This window comes from Pedobacter sp. KH_004 (genome assembly GCF_057840755.1).
In genome coordinates this window covers 1,939,844-1,953,651 of sequence record NZ_CM174519.1, presented here as the reverse complement: position 1 = coordinate 1,953,651, position 13,808 = coordinate 1,939,844, and the positions used below count along the sequence as shown (strand labels likewise).

The 13,808-nt window shown below is 39.8% G+C and carries 16 protein-coding genes; 10 read left to right on the top strand and 6 right to left on the bottom strand.

Features of this window, described 5'->3' with window-relative positions; translation table 11 throughout:
• Positions 1-18: 18 nt before the first annotated feature.
• Complete coding sequence (locus tag AC3ITD_RS08345) at positions 19-411, bottom strand: hypothetical protein (protein ID WP_489365627.1); 393 nt, start codon at positions 409-411, stop codon at positions 19-21.
• A 270-nt stretch (positions 412-681) separates the two neighbouring features.
• Here AC3ITD_RS08345 and AC3ITD_RS08340 point away from each other — a divergent pair, with 270 nt between their 5' ends.
• From AC3ITD_RS08340 to AC3ITD_RS08330, 3 genes are all read left to right on the top strand, one after another.
• A complete protein-coding gene (locus tag AC3ITD_RS08340; RefSeq protein WP_489365625.1) occupies positions 682-1,425 on the top strand; it encodes a DUF92 domain-containing protein in 744 nt (247 codons plus the stop codon).
• 266 nt (positions 1,426-1,691) lie between these two features.
• Positions 1,692-1,946, top strand: a complete 255-nt coding sequence (locus tag AC3ITD_RS08335) for a SemiSWEET family sugar transporter (RefSeq protein WP_265798677.1) — start codon at positions 1,692-1,694, stop codon at positions 1,944-1,946.
• Positions 1,947-1,995: 49 nt separating this feature from the next.
• Entirely contained in the window at positions 1,996-2,955 is a 960-nt protein-coding gene (locus tag AC3ITD_RS08330; RefSeq protein WP_489365623.1) for a TIGR03885 family FMN-dependent LLM class oxidoreductase, read from the top strand.
• Positions 2,956-3,074: 119 nt separating this feature from the next.
• Here AC3ITD_RS08330 and AC3ITD_RS08325 read toward each other — a convergent pair whose 3' ends face one another.
• Together AC3ITD_RS08325 and AC3ITD_RS08320 are read right to left on the bottom strand one after the other, a co-directional pair.
• Positions 3,075-3,557 (bottom strand): hypothetical protein, encoded by a 483-nt coding sequence (locus tag AC3ITD_RS08325; protein ID WP_265798680.1) that lies wholly within the window; start codon positions 3,555-3,557, stop codon positions 3,075-3,077.
• 5 nt (positions 3,558-3,562) lie between these two features.
• On the bottom strand, positions 3,563-4,705 hold the full coding sequence (locus AC3ITD_RS08320) for a zinc-dependent alcohol dehydrogenase (protein WP_463482292.1): 1,143 nt from the start codon (positions 4,703-4,705) through the stop codon (positions 3,563-3,565).
• Positions 4,706-5,171: 466 nt separating this feature from the next.
• On the opposite strand from AC3ITD_RS08320, the gene AC3ITD_RS08315 reads away from it, so the two are divergent.
• The gene (locus AC3ITD_RS08315; RefSeq protein WP_489365620.1) at positions 5,172-6,005 is read left to right on the top strand and encodes an MBL fold metallo-hydrolase; all 834 of its coding nucleotides are present in this window, start codon (positions 5,172-5,174) and stop codon (positions 6,003-6,005) included.
• A 74-nt stretch (positions 6,006-6,079) separates the two neighbouring features.
• A complete protein-coding gene (locus AC3ITD_RS08310; protein WP_489365619.1) occupies positions 6,080-6,334 on the top strand; it encodes a hypothetical protein in 255 nt (84 codons plus the stop codon).
• 117 nt (positions 6,335-6,451) lie between these two features.
• Here AC3ITD_RS08310 and AC3ITD_RS08305 read toward each other — a convergent pair whose 3' ends face one another.
• Positions 6,452-7,054 (bottom strand): DUF4142 domain-containing protein, encoded by a 603-nt coding sequence (locus AC3ITD_RS08305; protein WP_265798684.1) that lies wholly within the window; start codon positions 7,052-7,054, stop codon positions 6,452-6,454.
• A gap of 281 nt (positions 7,055-7,335) precedes the next feature.
• On the opposite strand from AC3ITD_RS08305, the gene AC3ITD_RS08300 reads away from it, so the two are divergent.
• Together AC3ITD_RS08300 and AC3ITD_RS08295 are read left to right on the top strand one after the other, a co-directional pair.
• The gene (locus AC3ITD_RS08300) at positions 7,336-7,548 is read left to right on the top strand and encodes a hypothetical protein (protein ID WP_489365616.1); all 213 of its coding nucleotides are present in this window, start codon (positions 7,336-7,338) and stop codon (positions 7,546-7,548) included.
• A 188-nt stretch (positions 7,549-7,736) separates the two neighbouring features.
• Entirely contained in the window at positions 7,737-8,357 is a 621-nt protein-coding gene (locus AC3ITD_RS08295; protein WP_489365614.1) for an alpha-ketoglutarate-dependent dioxygenase AlkB, read from the top strand.
• A 180-nt stretch (positions 8,358-8,537) separates the two neighbouring features.
• Here the strand turns inward: AC3ITD_RS08295 and AC3ITD_RS08290 are convergent, their stop codons facing one another.
• Both AC3ITD_RS08290 and AC3ITD_RS08285 read right to left on the bottom strand, forming a co-directional pair.
• Positions 8,538-9,245 (bottom strand): class I SAM-dependent methyltransferase, encoded by a 708-nt coding sequence (locus AC3ITD_RS08290; RefSeq protein ID WP_489365612.1) that lies wholly within the window; start codon positions 9,243-9,245, stop codon positions 8,538-8,540.
• 109 nt (positions 9,246-9,354) lie between these two features.
• The gene (locus tag AC3ITD_RS08285) at positions 9,355-10,068 is read right to left on the bottom strand and encodes a DUF3891 family protein (protein ID WP_489365610.1); all 714 of its coding nucleotides are present in this window, start codon (positions 10,066-10,068) and stop codon (positions 9,355-9,357) included.
• 316 nt (positions 10,069-10,384) lie between these two features.
• Here AC3ITD_RS08285 and AC3ITD_RS08280 point away from each other — a divergent pair, with 316 nt between their 5' ends.
• The 3 genes from AC3ITD_RS08280 to AC3ITD_RS08270 all read left to right on the top strand — a co-directional run bounded on the left by AC3ITD_RS08280 (position 10,385) and on the right by AC3ITD_RS08270 (position 13,733).
• A complete protein-coding gene (locus AC3ITD_RS08280) occupies positions 10,385-11,740 on the top strand; it encodes an alpha-amylase family glycosyl hydrolase (RefSeq protein WP_489365608.1) in 1,356 nt (451 codons plus the stop codon).
• The gene (locus AC3ITD_RS08275) at positions 11,653-12,927 is read left to right on the top strand and encodes an AI-2E family transporter (protein WP_265798690.1); all 1,275 of its coding nucleotides are present in this window, start codon (positions 11,653-11,655) and stop codon (positions 12,925-12,927) included. Before AC3ITD_RS08280 ends, AC3ITD_RS08275 begins: the two co-directional genes overlap by 88 nt.
• A gap of 182 nt (positions 12,928-13,109) precedes the next feature.
• Positions 13,110-13,733 (top strand): class I SAM-dependent methyltransferase, encoded by a 624-nt coding sequence (locus AC3ITD_RS08270; RefSeq protein WP_489365605.1) that lies wholly within the window; start codon positions 13,110-13,112, stop codon positions 13,731-13,733.
• Positions 13,734-13,808 lie beyond the last annotated feature (75 nt).

The window sequence follows — 13,808 nt, the reverse complement described above, 5'->3', positions numbered from 1 at the left end:
AGTATGTATTGTACCTTTCTACTTGATTTTCCTCTTTCTATCAAAACTTAGGATATCTTTTGGCCAATAAGGAATTAAAAGCGGGATCTTAGGCGTAGCATTTAAAGAATATCTCAGCTGGCCATTTTCAGGATTCCAGGAGATGTCTACCTGATAACCTAGTGAGTCAGTCTCCAATTTAACGCTGGCTTTATTTGCTTTGAGATCCATGTTTTCCAAGGTTAAAACACCTGATGGAGAAAATGCCGTTCTAAATCCTATGCTCGAGTCATCTTGCCATCGTTTCACCAGCCATAAAGTATCACTGGTTAAATAAAGAGACAAATCCATTTCTTCAGAAAGCGCTGCAATTGGTTTTAAATTTTTCAGTTCTGATTGAGCATTAGCCGCCCATGCTGATATTGGTTCCATATATAAATTCTTACCTATTTAAAACGATTGAGCCGATAACCATGTTTAGCGTATAAATACCTGATTTGGATGGTTAATACCTGGTTCGAAGGTCTCAATACCACAATACATCAATCAAAGCTACATAGTCAAAAGGGTGAAATACCTGGTGATCCAATTGACGAGAAAACAAGAGTTTCAATAGAAAGCCTGCAACCCATTTCCATTATTAATGTTTTATAGAAGGCGTGTATTTGGTGTCAGCGCAATGAAAAAATTCTAAATTTGGAAATGACTAATAGTACAATCGGTTTGTTGAATCTTGACTATAGTGATATACTTTTGCCTATCATCATTATTGCAGGCATGAGTTACAGTATTGTGGCCAGAAAACTCACTGTTCCCGCATCCTTTACCGGAGGCTTGATGGCTTGTATAATCTTTAGGGCTTCGGGCTTTGTTGGTGTGATGATGATGACTGCCTTTTTTATTATTGGATCAGTTGCTACTTCGTGGAAAAGGGATCAAAAGCGGAATTTTTCTGATCTGGATGAGAACAAAAATGGCAGAACAGCCGCTCAGGTTTTTGCTAATGCGGGTGTGTCTACTATCACGGGTGTTATAGTCATTGTTTTTCCTCAATATGCTGCCCTTATGTTGCCTACAATGGCCGCGGCTTTTGCATCTGCTACTGCAGATACGCTTTCCTCAGAACTTGGAGTAATCTACGGCAAGCGATTTTATAATGTAATCACGCTGAAATCGGATCAACGTGGGAGGGATGGTGTGATCAGTTTAGAAGGTACTTTGATTGGTGTGATGGGAAGTCTGGTGATTGCGTTGGTATATGCAATTGGTTTTGGATTTGATATTAACTTCTTGTGGATTACTCTGGCGGGTACAGCAGGTAATTTATCAGATTCAATACTCGGAGCATTGTTGGAACGCAAAGGGTTAATAGGAAATAATGTAGTCAATTTTTGTAGTACGCTAGCTGCAGCAATGATCGCTTTGATGTTGCTCGCTTTTTCGTGAAAATTTAAAGTTCAATCTAAATATCATCCTTCTAAGCTTCGACATACCTCTTTTCTTAAAAGAAGAAGGCAATGAGTTTATAGCAACCGATCAATTCCTGCCCAATCGATTTGTGAAAAATACTTCCAGAGAGAGAATTTACTTGATTTACATTTTAGCAGAACAGAGCCAATAAAAAGCTTGTTGTTTGAGTATCTAAGTTTTTGAGGTGAAGGCACCCAAAATCTTTTGGAAAACAAAATCCTGATAAAATGTAACTAGGAAATATGGAAGGAATCGACATTCTTGGAATAGTGGCGGGTATATGTACATCGTCGTCTATTCTTCCCCAGATTATTAAAACCTTGAAAAAGAAAAAGGCAGAAGAGGTATCTATATTCATGTTTATTGTTTTGATGACCGGAAATGCGCTTTGGATTTATTACGGATTCGTGAAGTCAGATATTGCGATAATTTCCACGAACTTCTTTGCGCTGGCATTGAACATTGTGATGATCGTACTCAAATTTCGATATCGCTAAGTTGTGCACGATGAATTCTGAATTATAAACCCTACTAAAATTTCTTAAAATGACAATAGCTTACCATGCTTCACACGAACAATTTGCCCCTAGCGTTTTACTCGAACTTAGCAAACTAGCGCAAGATTGTGGGTTTAATGCTATCTCCTCATCAGATCATTTTCATCCCTGGAGTGAGCGGCAGGGTGAAAGCGGCTTCTCTTTTGCCTGGCTTGGCGCAGCACTTCAATCTACAACTTTACCCTACAGCGTAGTTTGTGCTCCTGGCCAACGTTATCATCCAGCCATAGTGGCTCAGGCCATTGCCACGCTCAATGAAATGTTTCCCGGACGGCTATCGGTTGCTCTGGGAAGTGGCGAAGCTTTGAATGAAAGTATCACTGGAGATAAATGGCCAGAGAAATCTGTAAGGAATGCTAGACTTTTGGAATGCTACCAAGTAATTTCAAGGCTTTTAGATGGGGAAGAGGTTAACCACAGAGGCCTGGTTAATGTAGAGAAGGCAAGACTATATACGTTGCCAAAAGAAAAACCACTGTTATTTTGTGCGGCAGTTAGCTTGGAAACTGCAAGGTGGGCGGGGGAATGGGCAGACGGCTTATTAACGACACATAAACCGCATCATGAACTCGAAAAAGTAGTGCAGGCGTTTAGAAGCAATGGCGGCGCAGGGAAACCCATTCATTTAAAAGTTCAGTTATCTTATTCACGATCGAAGGAGGAGGCAGAAGCTGGCGCATATGACCAGTGGCGCAGCAATATTTTTCAGGGAAGTGTATTGGGTGAATTGCCAACAGTGTCACACTTTGATGCTGCGGCACAATTAGTAAAGCCTGCTGATATGGAAAAACACGTGAGAATTTCCTCCAGCCTAAATCAGCATACAAAGTGGATTGAACAAGACCTAAGTTTAGGAATCGATCGTGTGATCTTACACAATGTAAATCGAAATCAAAAGGAATTTATCGAAGATTTTGGTGTCGAAGTACTTCCTAATCTTCGTTTTTAAATAGAAACATTCTCGCTATTCGTTTATGAAAAGGCATTCGATATGATTTCTTTTTGTTAAGTGAGCTTACTGAGAAGTAAGCTCACACATAAATTAATGATGATATCAAAATTAAAGCCTTATTTTTTTTTCCTGCAAAGCAGATATAAAGCGATGCCAACTGCTACTGTGGTCAACGCTTTTTTGGCGAAAGGGCCAGCATTGTATTTCATTTCCGATTTCATGCCTCTCTCAGCAAAAATATTAGGAATTGTTCCTTTTTTTAAATCATCAACAATCCCTTCCCAAGCGTTCACGCGGTCGGCTAGAATAAGCGGAATCCAATGTCGGTAACGGTCTTCACTATGTTTAAATGCATATCTTCTAATCATTCCACTTAAACCTGATGGAGGAATCGACTCCCCAAATACCATACTAAACGCTGGCCTTTCGTTCGATTTAAGTAATTCAATGTTCACCGGTTGTGGCTCTGACCGCTCATAAACACTACGCTTATGGTCGTCTCCCGTATAGTTTTTCATTGGATAAGTGGGTTCGTTTTCAGGGTCTATATCTATTCCCCAACCCGGAATGCTTTTGTAATCTATCGAATTTGTTTTCATCTTATTTAATTTTTTGTTGAAGGAATTAATACCGTTTTGATACACTCGTCAAGTTTCTTCGAGAAAATGTTATAGGCATCTGCAATTTCTTCCAGTGGAACACGATGGGTAATTAAATCTTTCGGACTAAGCCTGCCGGATTGCACATGATCAATTAATTTAGGAAGAAGTCTTTTTACTGAAGCTTGATTGGCACGTAACGTTATTCCCTTGTTGAGTACATTTCCAATAGGTACGTAATTAAACGGTGGACCATAAACACCCACCACTGACACAATACCGCCTTTTTTCACGGAATTAATGGCCCATTGTAGTGCTGTGGCAGCACCCGCCTGCATCAGCGTAATTTTTCCAGTGAAGGTTTGCAATGCGTTCCCTTCTGCCTCGCAACCCACGCAATCGATACACACATCCGCACCATACCAATCGGTTGTTTTCTTAAGGAATAAAACCGGATCAGCCATAGATTTGAAGTTGTACGCTTCACACTTCGCATAATTTTTTGCAAACTCTAAGCGATAGTCCACGTGGTCGATGATGATGACCCTTGCAGCACCAAAAAACCAGGCACATCTTGCGGCCATAATTCCAATAGGTCCGGCACCAAAAACTACTACGGTATCGCCTTCTTTAATACCACCCATTTCTGCCGCCTGATAACCAGTGGGCACCACATCGGTAAGTAACACCGCGTCATCCGGATCCATATCTGGAGGAATCACTGTTGGTCCCACGTTAGCATAAGGCACTCGTACATATTCAGCTTGTCCGCCATTGTATCCTCCCGCCGTATGGGAATATCCAAAAATGCCACCCACTGCAGTTGCCATCGTATTTGATTCATGGCAATTTCCATATAGGCCTTGTTTGCAGAAATTACACTTTCCACATGCAATATTAAATGGAACCAGAACCTGATCGCCTACTTTGACATTGGTCACCAGTGGCCCAACTTCTTCGATAATTCCGATAAACTCGTGCCCGAAGGTTGATCCCACCCTCGTATCGGGCACCATACCATGATAAAGATGAAGATCAGAACCACATATACACGTTCTGGTTACTCTTACGATGGCATCCTCAGGATGAAGAATTTCTGGCATTGGTCGTTGCTCAGCCCGGACCCTGAATGGTCCTCTATAATTCATTGCTAGCATTTCAAAAAAAATTAATGGTTTAAGGATTTAGTTATTTGAAATTGATATCGATATGAAAAAATTAGAGGAATAGATGGTGAAACTTTTATTTTTTTCATAGCGAAAAACTCTTGGTTGTTAGTTGAAAAACATGCCCTAAGAAGCAAAAGTTTTGTAAATATTCGTTTCAATATATCTTCAGCAAGATTATTGGTAATCACCTCGTTTCTATAAAGGTCTATTATCGTTGGCTTTCTACATACTAAAGCGGTGCGATTTGAAATGTATCTGTCTGATCTACATAATCGCTTTTTCGCCGCTATAAAAAATCGATGTTGCCGCAAAATGATAAAACCATCATTTGAAATTCTTGGTTTTTAGAAAAGGACTAATGTAAACCGTTTGAGAGGAGCTGATCGCAGTTTAAAGTATTACTGAAAATCTTTCTGCAAACGTGAAATTGAAGAATCGAAAGCTTATGGAAAAAATATCTCAAAGTGAGGATAATCATTTTATCCCAATGACTTCATCATCCAGCTATGATGATGGAGTAATTTCTGGTGATGTATACTATTACACCAATCAAATTGTGAATATTGCTATGGTGGGTAAACCTGGCGAATCGTGGTTTTTAGTTGATGCTGGAATGCCAACTTCGGGAAAAGAGATTCTCAAAGTTGCAACAGAAAGATATGGAGATCGAAAACCTGACTTTATTTTGCTCACTCATGGTCATTTTGATCATGTCGGAGGTCTAATTGAACTTCTTGAAAAATGGCAAGTTCCAGTCTATGCACACCAGGCAGAGTTTCCTTTTCTAAATGGCACACAAGATTATCCTGAACCAGATGACACTGTTGAAGGTGGGCTTCTGGCAAAAATCTCGTCACTATATCCACACAAAGCTACAAATATCACCCTTTATTTAAAAGTTCTGCCTGAGAACCAAACCTTGCCAGGATTTGAAGATTGGAGCTGGATACATACGCCAGGACATTCGCCCGGGCATATTTCCATTTTCAGGCCAATAGATCGTGTACTGATTAGCGGCGATGCTGTTGTAACCGTGAGGCAAGATTCACTTTATAAAGTTCTCTTCCAGATTAAAGAAGTTAACGGCCCGCCACGGTATTTGACTACTGATTGGGATGCTGCCCATCAATCGGTGAAAACGTTAGCCAGCCTTGATCCGGAGTTTCTACTTACCGGGCATGGCCAGGTGATGGAAGGTGAAGAAATGAGATCGCAATTAAAAGATTTAGCCGAAAACTTTCACGAAAAAGCGGTACCGAAACATGGGAGATTTAGCTAAGATAGCGTCTGCCATTTAATTATGATGGATACTAATCAGAAATCAATATGAAATATTAAAACGACATCAAAGACATGAAACTTACAGATACGTTAATTAAGGTAATTAATAAGGCCTATCCGGAAAATGAATTTATTGAAACAAACTTTGGTCGTTATGATCTTTCGCTGAAAACAGACGATGACGGCAGAGCAATTATGATTTTTATTGGCAAGATGGATGCAAATGGAAAAATCAGAGGCGAGCGCTACGCCAGAAGGCTTAAATTCGGATCGAATGGTGAGGTTATTAAAGACCATTGGGAGCATAAAGGCCCTGCCACTCCTTAATAGAAACGGACGCGGCGCAATTGAATGGTTGCGCAGCGTCCATTAGAATACAATAAAAAAAGTTATAAAAGGGCATTAGCTGATAAGCATTAGGATCACTGTATAAAATAAGCTAACTCACTTAATATTTCTTCCCAGCTCATCTAGCAGTTCTTTCTCCTTTTTTAATCTCGGTAACTCGTCTTTTACAAAAGCTTTTACCCTTTGTTGTCTTGCGTTATAGGCATCCTCATAAGCTTCAATGTTTTTATTCAACTCAACTGATAATTGTTTATAAAATGGTCTGTCGAATGCTATACCTACCTGGCGAGATAACCAACGAAGTGAATCAACTTGTTCGATCCGCAATGCCTCATTTAAAAGCACTTTATTTTTATTGCAAAAACCCTCCAAGTTTTTTTTATAAAATCTGGTGCGTTCACGTGCTTTTTTTGCATATGTTTTAATTTCTTCACTGCTTCCGGAAGACAAAGCCGCAGTAAGTAAACTATCCTGAACAACTAGAGATTGGCTCGCTGCTTTCAAATATCCTGCTGCATCTTCCTCCATATTTGTTTCGAATGTTTCAACCCCTCCAACGTGATCTTTAACAGCAGTATCATTTCCAACGCTGTCTTTTTCCATTGATGAACGTTTGTCGGCTATATTGCAGCCCAAGCCAAGGTTGGCTAGTGCTATAATGGTAATTGTATTTCTCCACTTAAATGTTCTTTTAATCATAATATTATATTTTATCTTCTTGAAAACATCGCTCCTTAATTGTTTGTTGATGCGACCTGTGATAGGAGAGAAAAACACGTACATTTTGAAGCTAAGCAGGTATTTAACTTCGGTTTAGAAAAGATTGAGACTAATGAGATCTAATTCCGTTCAAATGAAGTAGCTCGTCAAATGGTGGTCTTAGAAATTCAAATCGCGATTGATTTGGGTTAGAAGTAATTAACCTGAGGTGATCAAAACCAATTCATGCCAAATATGTTGTCTTTCATATTAGCTATGTTATGCAATCGTATAGTTTCAACATCAATACCTACAAAGTTGAGGTAAGTCAGTTTAATAATGAATACCATGTCAGTCTTGATGGGGTTCATGCAGGTGTGATATTTCCCGAAAAACTTGAGGAACCGCCATTTACAATCTGGAAAACCAGTGATCTTATTCCTGAAGATTTGGTCCAAAAAATCGGCGCAGCGATTGAGCAAGAACAGCAATAATTTCAATGGAAGTCTAGTTAGCCGTTAATTGGTTGGTTTTTGTAGGGAAACGTTCGGAATGTAAATGAAAAGATTTAACCATCTTTTATCTTAATACGCTACTTTAGTTTAACTCCATTACGTACTGAAATCCAGTTTTTTATTTCCCTCATTATCAACGTTTAGATCTTATATTTTAATTTAAAAAAATGGAAACGCTTATACCAGGTTTGTTCTTGTATCCAGATTTTATTGATCTAGCAAAAGAAACAAAATTATTAAATGAAATTGATGGTCAGTCATGGATAGTTGATTATCAAAGAAGGCTTCAATATTATGGCTTTAGAAATGAACTGGAGGCACCCTACAATCTGGTGAACTATCCGATCGCTATTCCTCAGGAAATAGATCAACTGGCGCAGGAAATTGTTGAAAAGCATATTTTAGATCATCAGCCTGATCAGGTAATAATCAACGAATACCTTCCTGGTCAAGGCATTAAATCACATAAAGACCGGGCTTATTATGAGAATCAAATTTGCGGGATCAACCTCGGAAGTGGATGTGTGATGAAATTTACTAATACCAGCACTTTTGAAGTTATCGACGTGGTGATTCCCAGGCGATCTTTATATGTGATGCAGGATGATGCCCGCAAAAAATGGAGTCATGCAATTCCGCCAAGAAAAAAAGATATGATCGATGGAAATATAGTTCATAGAGATAGGAGAGTTTCGATCACTTATCGAAAAGTGAAACCATCCAAGGTGCAGCCACTCCATCCAAACGGAAAAGTTGCCCAAATGTTAGCCGAAAACTTAGGTGTTTAAATGATGTTGTGACACGAACTTAGCGTTCACTGTAAGCCTTTCGCCATGGTTTTTTTTTGGTTATAGAGAATGTTGCTTAAGCTTTAGGATAACGGCAAAAAGCATTAATTGAGCTGCTACAGATTTACAATTTCCTTATGACACATAGTACGGACATTGGATAAAGGAAATTTTATTCTACTATTTTTCAAATAGTAGGAAATGCTGTAAGGGGAGAAATTTGCCGTTCTTAACCAGCTTAAATCCACTGGCTTCGAGCTCTTTTTTCACTTGCTTTACACTCATTTTGTGCTCTGGTTTGATTGCTACCTGTGGGTTTTCTGCTTTATACTCTAATAGCAGCAGCTGACCATTAGGTTTAAGCGCTTTGCTTATCGCTGCGAGGTATGCTGCAGGGTTTTCTAATTCATGATAAACATCTACCATAAATGCCAGGTCAATTGAATTGGCTGGTAAATTGGGTGAGGTATCTGAGCCTTTGATCACTTCCACGTTTTTAACACCATCGTCGAATGCTTTTTTCTTAAGGTGATTAATTGCATCATTTTGGATTTCGACTGCATATACTTTACCCTTCGGAATACGTGTAGCAATCCGGAAAGTATAAAATCCAGATCCTGCACCAATATCAGCAACAACGGTGTTGCTCTTTAGTGGCATCGACGCCAAAGCCAGATTAGTGTTTTCTTCCGCTGTCCGGCTGTTTCTTTCCAACCATTCTACGCCTTCGAAGCTCATTACCTGGGCAATCTCGCGGCCCATATATACCTTGCCTGTACCATTTGCAGATGTTTTTTTGAAAGTGTAAGGCGATTGTTGTTGCTGTGCAACGGCCGTTTGAAGCAATAACACCAAGAAAACGGGAAAGACAAAATTTGATATTTTCATAGTAATGAAGTATAATTTATGGGAAATTATCTATTTCTAAAACGATGTCATGAGGTTATAAAATCGACTAAACAAATGTACATTTCTTTTTTGGTGATGTTTTTTATCTCTACGAACGGGAAAAGATCAAATTATGATTTTCAACGGCGGAAGTTTTGAGTTTTGACCTAAACTCCTCATCACTTTTAAACCTGAGCTGCGTTATTGTTCTGGTTTCATAGCTGACTGAAAATTGATCTGTTTCAAAAGGCCATGGCTCAACAATGAGTGATTCTTCTTTTTGAAAGAGGAAATAGGGAAGTCCGTTAGGTCCGGTACTGATTTCTACCTTGCGACCTTCAGGCGGGATTTGCGACTGACAGATCAATAAGGAAAGGGCATCTGAAAATTCCAAAAGAGCGTAAGCCAGGTCAATTGATTTTTTTGTAACTTCTGTATCCTTAAGCCATCGGGGTTCGTGCTTTTTTAGATTTGTTATAAAACTTTTGGCTAATGGATCGCTCCCGTGGGTAAAAGAAATGTGTCTGGCGATTAATAGCGCAATAACCCGGCTTTTGGTCAATGCCATGTCCATCAATCTCGTCGAACTGTCCAGGTCAAATCTGGTACTCTTAAAATTGATAGGTGCTCCATTCTCATCAATAAGCGGACTGCGTTCGAATTCATTGTAAACGTCATCATGTTCAGCTGTTGCGATTAAGGTCTCAACCCATTTTTCGGGCTGATCCGTAACTTTCCATCGAGCGCAAATCTGCCCGGCGAGCAATCCGTGTGAACGCTGGGTAACGATGTGCCAGCCTTTTTCATCATATTGTACAATCATTATTAATTGACCTTTTCTTTCGGGTCCAAAAGATCAACAGAATTTAATTCAATAGGTTTTATCAATGTTTTGACCAGCAGTACGAGACTAAATTTATAAAAAAACAGACTTAATATCCCCATTCTAAAATCGATTGCTGTTTATCTTGATAGATGATCCCCACCATAAAAGTTATCTGGTAGTTTCTAATTCCAAAGGCCGATGCGGCACCATTTTGTATCTAAAGCAAAATTCTGGTTACGCTTACTAATTTTGCGCTTCGGAAGATACTTTATGTCACCCTCCTTGCTACCTTTAAAGTCTAGAAGTTTTGCAAATGAAAAACAACCTTTCAATATTATCTCTTTTAGCAGGCTGGTTTTTGATGCTACCTGTGATCGCTCATGCTCAAAATAAAGGCTATCCTGCTCAATACGGTCAGCCGTTTACGGGCGTTCCCGATACCAGGGATGTGATGCTTTATCAGGTAAACACTCGGGTCTTCAGTAAAACAGGTGATTTTGCAGGCGTAACTCAAAGATTGAACTCGATTAAAGAGCTTGGTATTAATGTGATCTACTTAATGCCCATTTATCCAGTAGGTAAACTCAAAGGCGCAAATTCTCCTTACGCAACAATGAATTATGATGAGGTAGGAAAAGAATTTGGTACGCTGAACGATTTACGAAAGCTGGTGGATGAGGCGCATAAAAGAAATATTGCCGTAATGCTTGATATTGTGGCTAATCATACTTCGTGGGACCATCCCTGGATAAACAAACCGGGTTATTATCTGCGTGATAGTTTGGGTGAAATCAAATACCCAGAAACATGGCGGGATGTTGCCCAATTAGATTTTCGCAACCAAGAATTGAGGTTGTCACTGATTCATTCCATGAAGTCTTGGGTATATAAAGCAAATATCGACGGCTTTCGTTGTGATTATGCTGATGGTCCTCCACTTGATTTCTGGAAACAGGTAAATGATAGTTTGAAGACCATTAAAACCCATAATCTTTTGATGTTGGCCGAGGGCAGTAGTCCCAGATATTTTACTGCTGGTTTTGACTACTTTTTTGGTTTCAATTATTTCGGGAATCTGAAAAGTATCTTTAGCAATAATAAATCTGTAAAGTCGATTGATACGTTAAATAATAGTGACTATAAAGGTGCAAAGAGTGGCCAGGCAGTGGTTCGATACTTAACAAATCACGATGTAAACGGATCAGATGGCACGCCGCTTGAGCTTTTCGGTGGCAAAAAAGGTTCTGCTGCCGCCTTCGTTGTTACCGCCTACATGAAAGGCGTTCCAATGATTTATAACGGACAGGAGATAGGAACGCCATTCAGGCTTACCTTTCCTTTTACGGAAAAATCAATCGACTGGTCTCTCGAAGAAACTAACCGGGATGTGCTGGCGGAGTATAAGAAAATAGTTGGTTTCCGAAACAAAAGTAAGGCTGTACGGAGGGGTGTTATGGTTTCATACAGTAGCGATGATGTTTGCGTTTTTACCAAAACCCTCGAAAAGGAAACTGTACTTGTATTAGCTAATTTGAGAAATAAACCTGTTGCTTACAGTCTTCCAGATAAGCTTGCGGGCAATTGGAAAAACATCTGGGATGGTTCAAAAACCAACCTGACGAAAGTAATCAGGCTGGAACCTTTTCAATACTTAATTCTTCAAAAATAGAAATCATCAAGTTTGATATTGCCTTACTCATAAATTTAAGCCACCTTTTTTATAATATCCTTCGTCTCACTAAACTTTTGCGTCAGCGTATTGTTTGTTGGCATATGGAAAAACTTAGCCTCTCTGTAAATACGCTGTTTCTTTTTGTGCTGGCCTTTGGCGGACTGTATTTTGCCGCTCCATTCTTGATTCCGGTAACACTGGCTGCAGTGTTGTCGATGGTTTTCATTAGGCTATCCAACTTCTTTGAACGCAAGGGGGCTTCGAGGGCCTTTGCTTCTTTTGCGTGTATATTGCTGTTCGTTCTTGCCATGGGGCTGATCATTGCGCTGTTGTCCATCCAACTTGGAAGTCTTGCTGATCATCTCGACGGGATGGAGAAGCGAATAGTTGGGATGTTGGAGTCGTTAAAGTCCTGGATCAATGAAACGATTGGGATCAAAAAAGCGGAGCAGCAAAAGGCCATTGAGCAAGGTACTAAGGGTAAATCAGGTGGGTTAATCTTATCTTTTGCTTCTGGTTTGATGGGCGTTCTGATCAACACCGTTCTTGTGCTGGTTTATATGTTTCTTTTTCTTTCCATGCGTGGCCACATCAAAAAGTTTTTGCTGAAGCTGGTTCCAAAAAAGGAAAACGAGGATACAACTGAAGTCATTCACCAGGCAGGGAAGGTGTCGCAGAAATATCTTAGTGGTCTGGCTGCCATGATCGGTGTATTATGGATCATGTATGGAATAGGTTTTAGCATTGTTGGGGTGGAAAGCGCCATTTTTTTTGCTGTCCTTTGCGGCCTTCTCGAAGTGATCCCATTTATTGGAAATCTAACCGGTACCGGTTTGACTGTGCTCGCCGTTGTAGCCCAGGGTGGAGATGGAAAGATGATTATTGGTGTTTTAATTACCTATTTTCTTGTGCAATTTTTGCAAAGTTATATCCTGGAACCCGTTATTGTTGGTGAGCAAGTTAACATTAACCCACTTTTTACCATTATGGCGATTGTGCTAGGTGAGTTGGTGTGGGGCGTCGCGGGAATGATTTTGGCAGTGCCGTTATTGGGGATGGCTAAAATCATTTGCGATCACTATCCGCATTTGCAGCCCTATGGTTTTCTTATTGGTCCCGAAAATCCCAGAAAACCAAAAACCTCCGTTTTGGATTATTTTAAAAAGGTGTTTGCTAAAAATTGATTTTAAGGATTTAAGAAGCTCTCGTTGTACTAGCTTCCCTGTTGCCTTCCAGATTATTCATCCATCAGTTTTATAAATAATTTTTCCGCTTTGATAATCTTCCTCTTGGTATTGCTTTAAGCTTCAAAAGCATTTTTCATTATATGATGAGCAGAGTTTACGCAAATGTTATCTTTGCGAAAATGAAAAAATCAGGAAAGGAAAATCTTCATGAAATTTACGGTAACATCGACATTTATCTTTTCGATCAACTCCTGAAAGGGACTTATGATCATTGTGAGAAAATACTGGATGCGGGCTGCGGTGAGGGTCGCAATCTGGTGAATTTTCTTCGAAGTGGTTTCGAGGTTTTTGGGGTTGATCAGCAGCCCGAAGCGATTCAGCAAGTTGAGGAACTTGCCCACATTTATGCTGCGAAACCTTTATCCGGTCATTTTCAGGTGGCCAATATTACTTCGCTTCCCTTTCCAGATGCAGATTTTGACCTTGTTATTAGCAGTGCGGTTCTTCATTTTGCGGAAAACATGAAACATTTTGAAGCCATGCTTAACGAGATGTGGCGGGTATTAAAACCAGGCGGATATTTATTCTGCCGGCTCGCCTCTGATATTGGAATTGAATCAAGTGTCCACTTTATTGGCAACGGACGTTATATTCTCCCGGATGAGTCTGAGCGATTTTTAGTTAATCAGGAAATGCTTATCCGTTTAACCAGAAAGATGGGAGGTGAGCTGCATGAGCCCATAAAAACCACAAATGTTCAAAACCTTCGCAGTATGACCACCTGGTGTGTACAAAAACAATAGAATCACTTTTCATCTCCGATATTTAAGAACAAGGCTCTAGTGCTGCAGCTAATCTAGTTTTGCGAGTTATCAATC

Excerpts from the sequence above, each read along its gene's own strand:
- AC3ITD_RS08305 (WP_265798684.1), bottom strand. The coding sequence starts at position 7,054 with ATGATTAAAAGAACATTTAAGTGGAGAAATACAATTACCATTATAGCA.
- AC3ITD_RS08320 (WP_463482292.1), bottom strand. The coding sequence starts at position 4,705 with ATGAATTATAGAGGACCATTCAGGGTCCGGGCTGAGCAACGACCAATG.
- AC3ITD_RS08335 (WP_265798677.1), top strand. The coding sequence starts at position 1,692 with ATGGAAGGAATCGACATTCTTGGAATAGTGGCGGGTATATGTACATCG.
- AC3ITD_RS08280 (WP_489365608.1), top strand. The coding sequence starts at position 10,385 with ATGAAAAACAACCTTTCAATATTATCTCTTTTAGCAGGCTGGTTTTTG.
- AC3ITD_RS08295 (WP_489365614.1), top strand. The coding sequence starts at position 7,737 with ATGGAAACGCTTATACCAGGTTTGTTCTTGTATCCAGATTTTATTGAT.
- AC3ITD_RS08310 (WP_489365619.1), top strand. The coding sequence starts at position 6,080 with ATGAAACTTACAGATACGTTAATTAAGGTAATTAATAAGGCCTATCCG.
- AC3ITD_RS08270 (WP_489365605.1), top strand. The coding sequence starts at position 13,110 with ATGAAAAAATCAGGAAAGGAAAATCTTCATGAAATTTACGGTAACATC.
- AC3ITD_RS08315 (WP_489365620.1), top strand. The coding sequence starts at position 5,172 with ATGGAAAAAATATCTCAAAGTGAGGATAATCATTTTATCCCAATGACT.
- AC3ITD_RS08340 (WP_489365625.1), top strand. The coding sequence starts at position 682 with ATGACTAATAGTACAATCGGTTTGTTGAATCTTGACTATAGTGATATA.
- AC3ITD_RS08290 (WP_489365612.1), bottom strand. The coding sequence starts at position 9,245 with ATGAAAATATCAAATTTTGTCTTTCCCGTTTTCTTGGTGTTATTGCTT.
- AC3ITD_RS08345 (WP_489365627.1), bottom strand. The coding sequence starts at position 411 with ATGGAACCAATATCAGCATGGGCGGCTAATGCTCAATCAGAACTGAAA.
- AC3ITD_RS08285 (WP_489365610.1), bottom strand. The coding sequence starts at position 10,068 with ATGATTGTACAATATGATGAAAAAGGCTGGCACATCGTTACCCAGCGT.
- AC3ITD_RS08330 (WP_489365623.1), top strand. The coding sequence starts at position 1,996 with ATGACAATAGCTTACCATGCTTCACACGAACAATTTGCCCCTAGCGTT.
- AC3ITD_RS08325 (WP_265798680.1), bottom strand. The coding sequence starts at position 3,557 with ATGAAAACAAATTCGATAGATTACAAAAGCATTCCGGGTTGGGGAATA.
- AC3ITD_RS08300 (WP_489365616.1), top strand. The coding sequence starts at position 7,336 with ATGCAATCGTATAGTTTCAACATCAATACCTACAAAGTTGAGGTAAGT.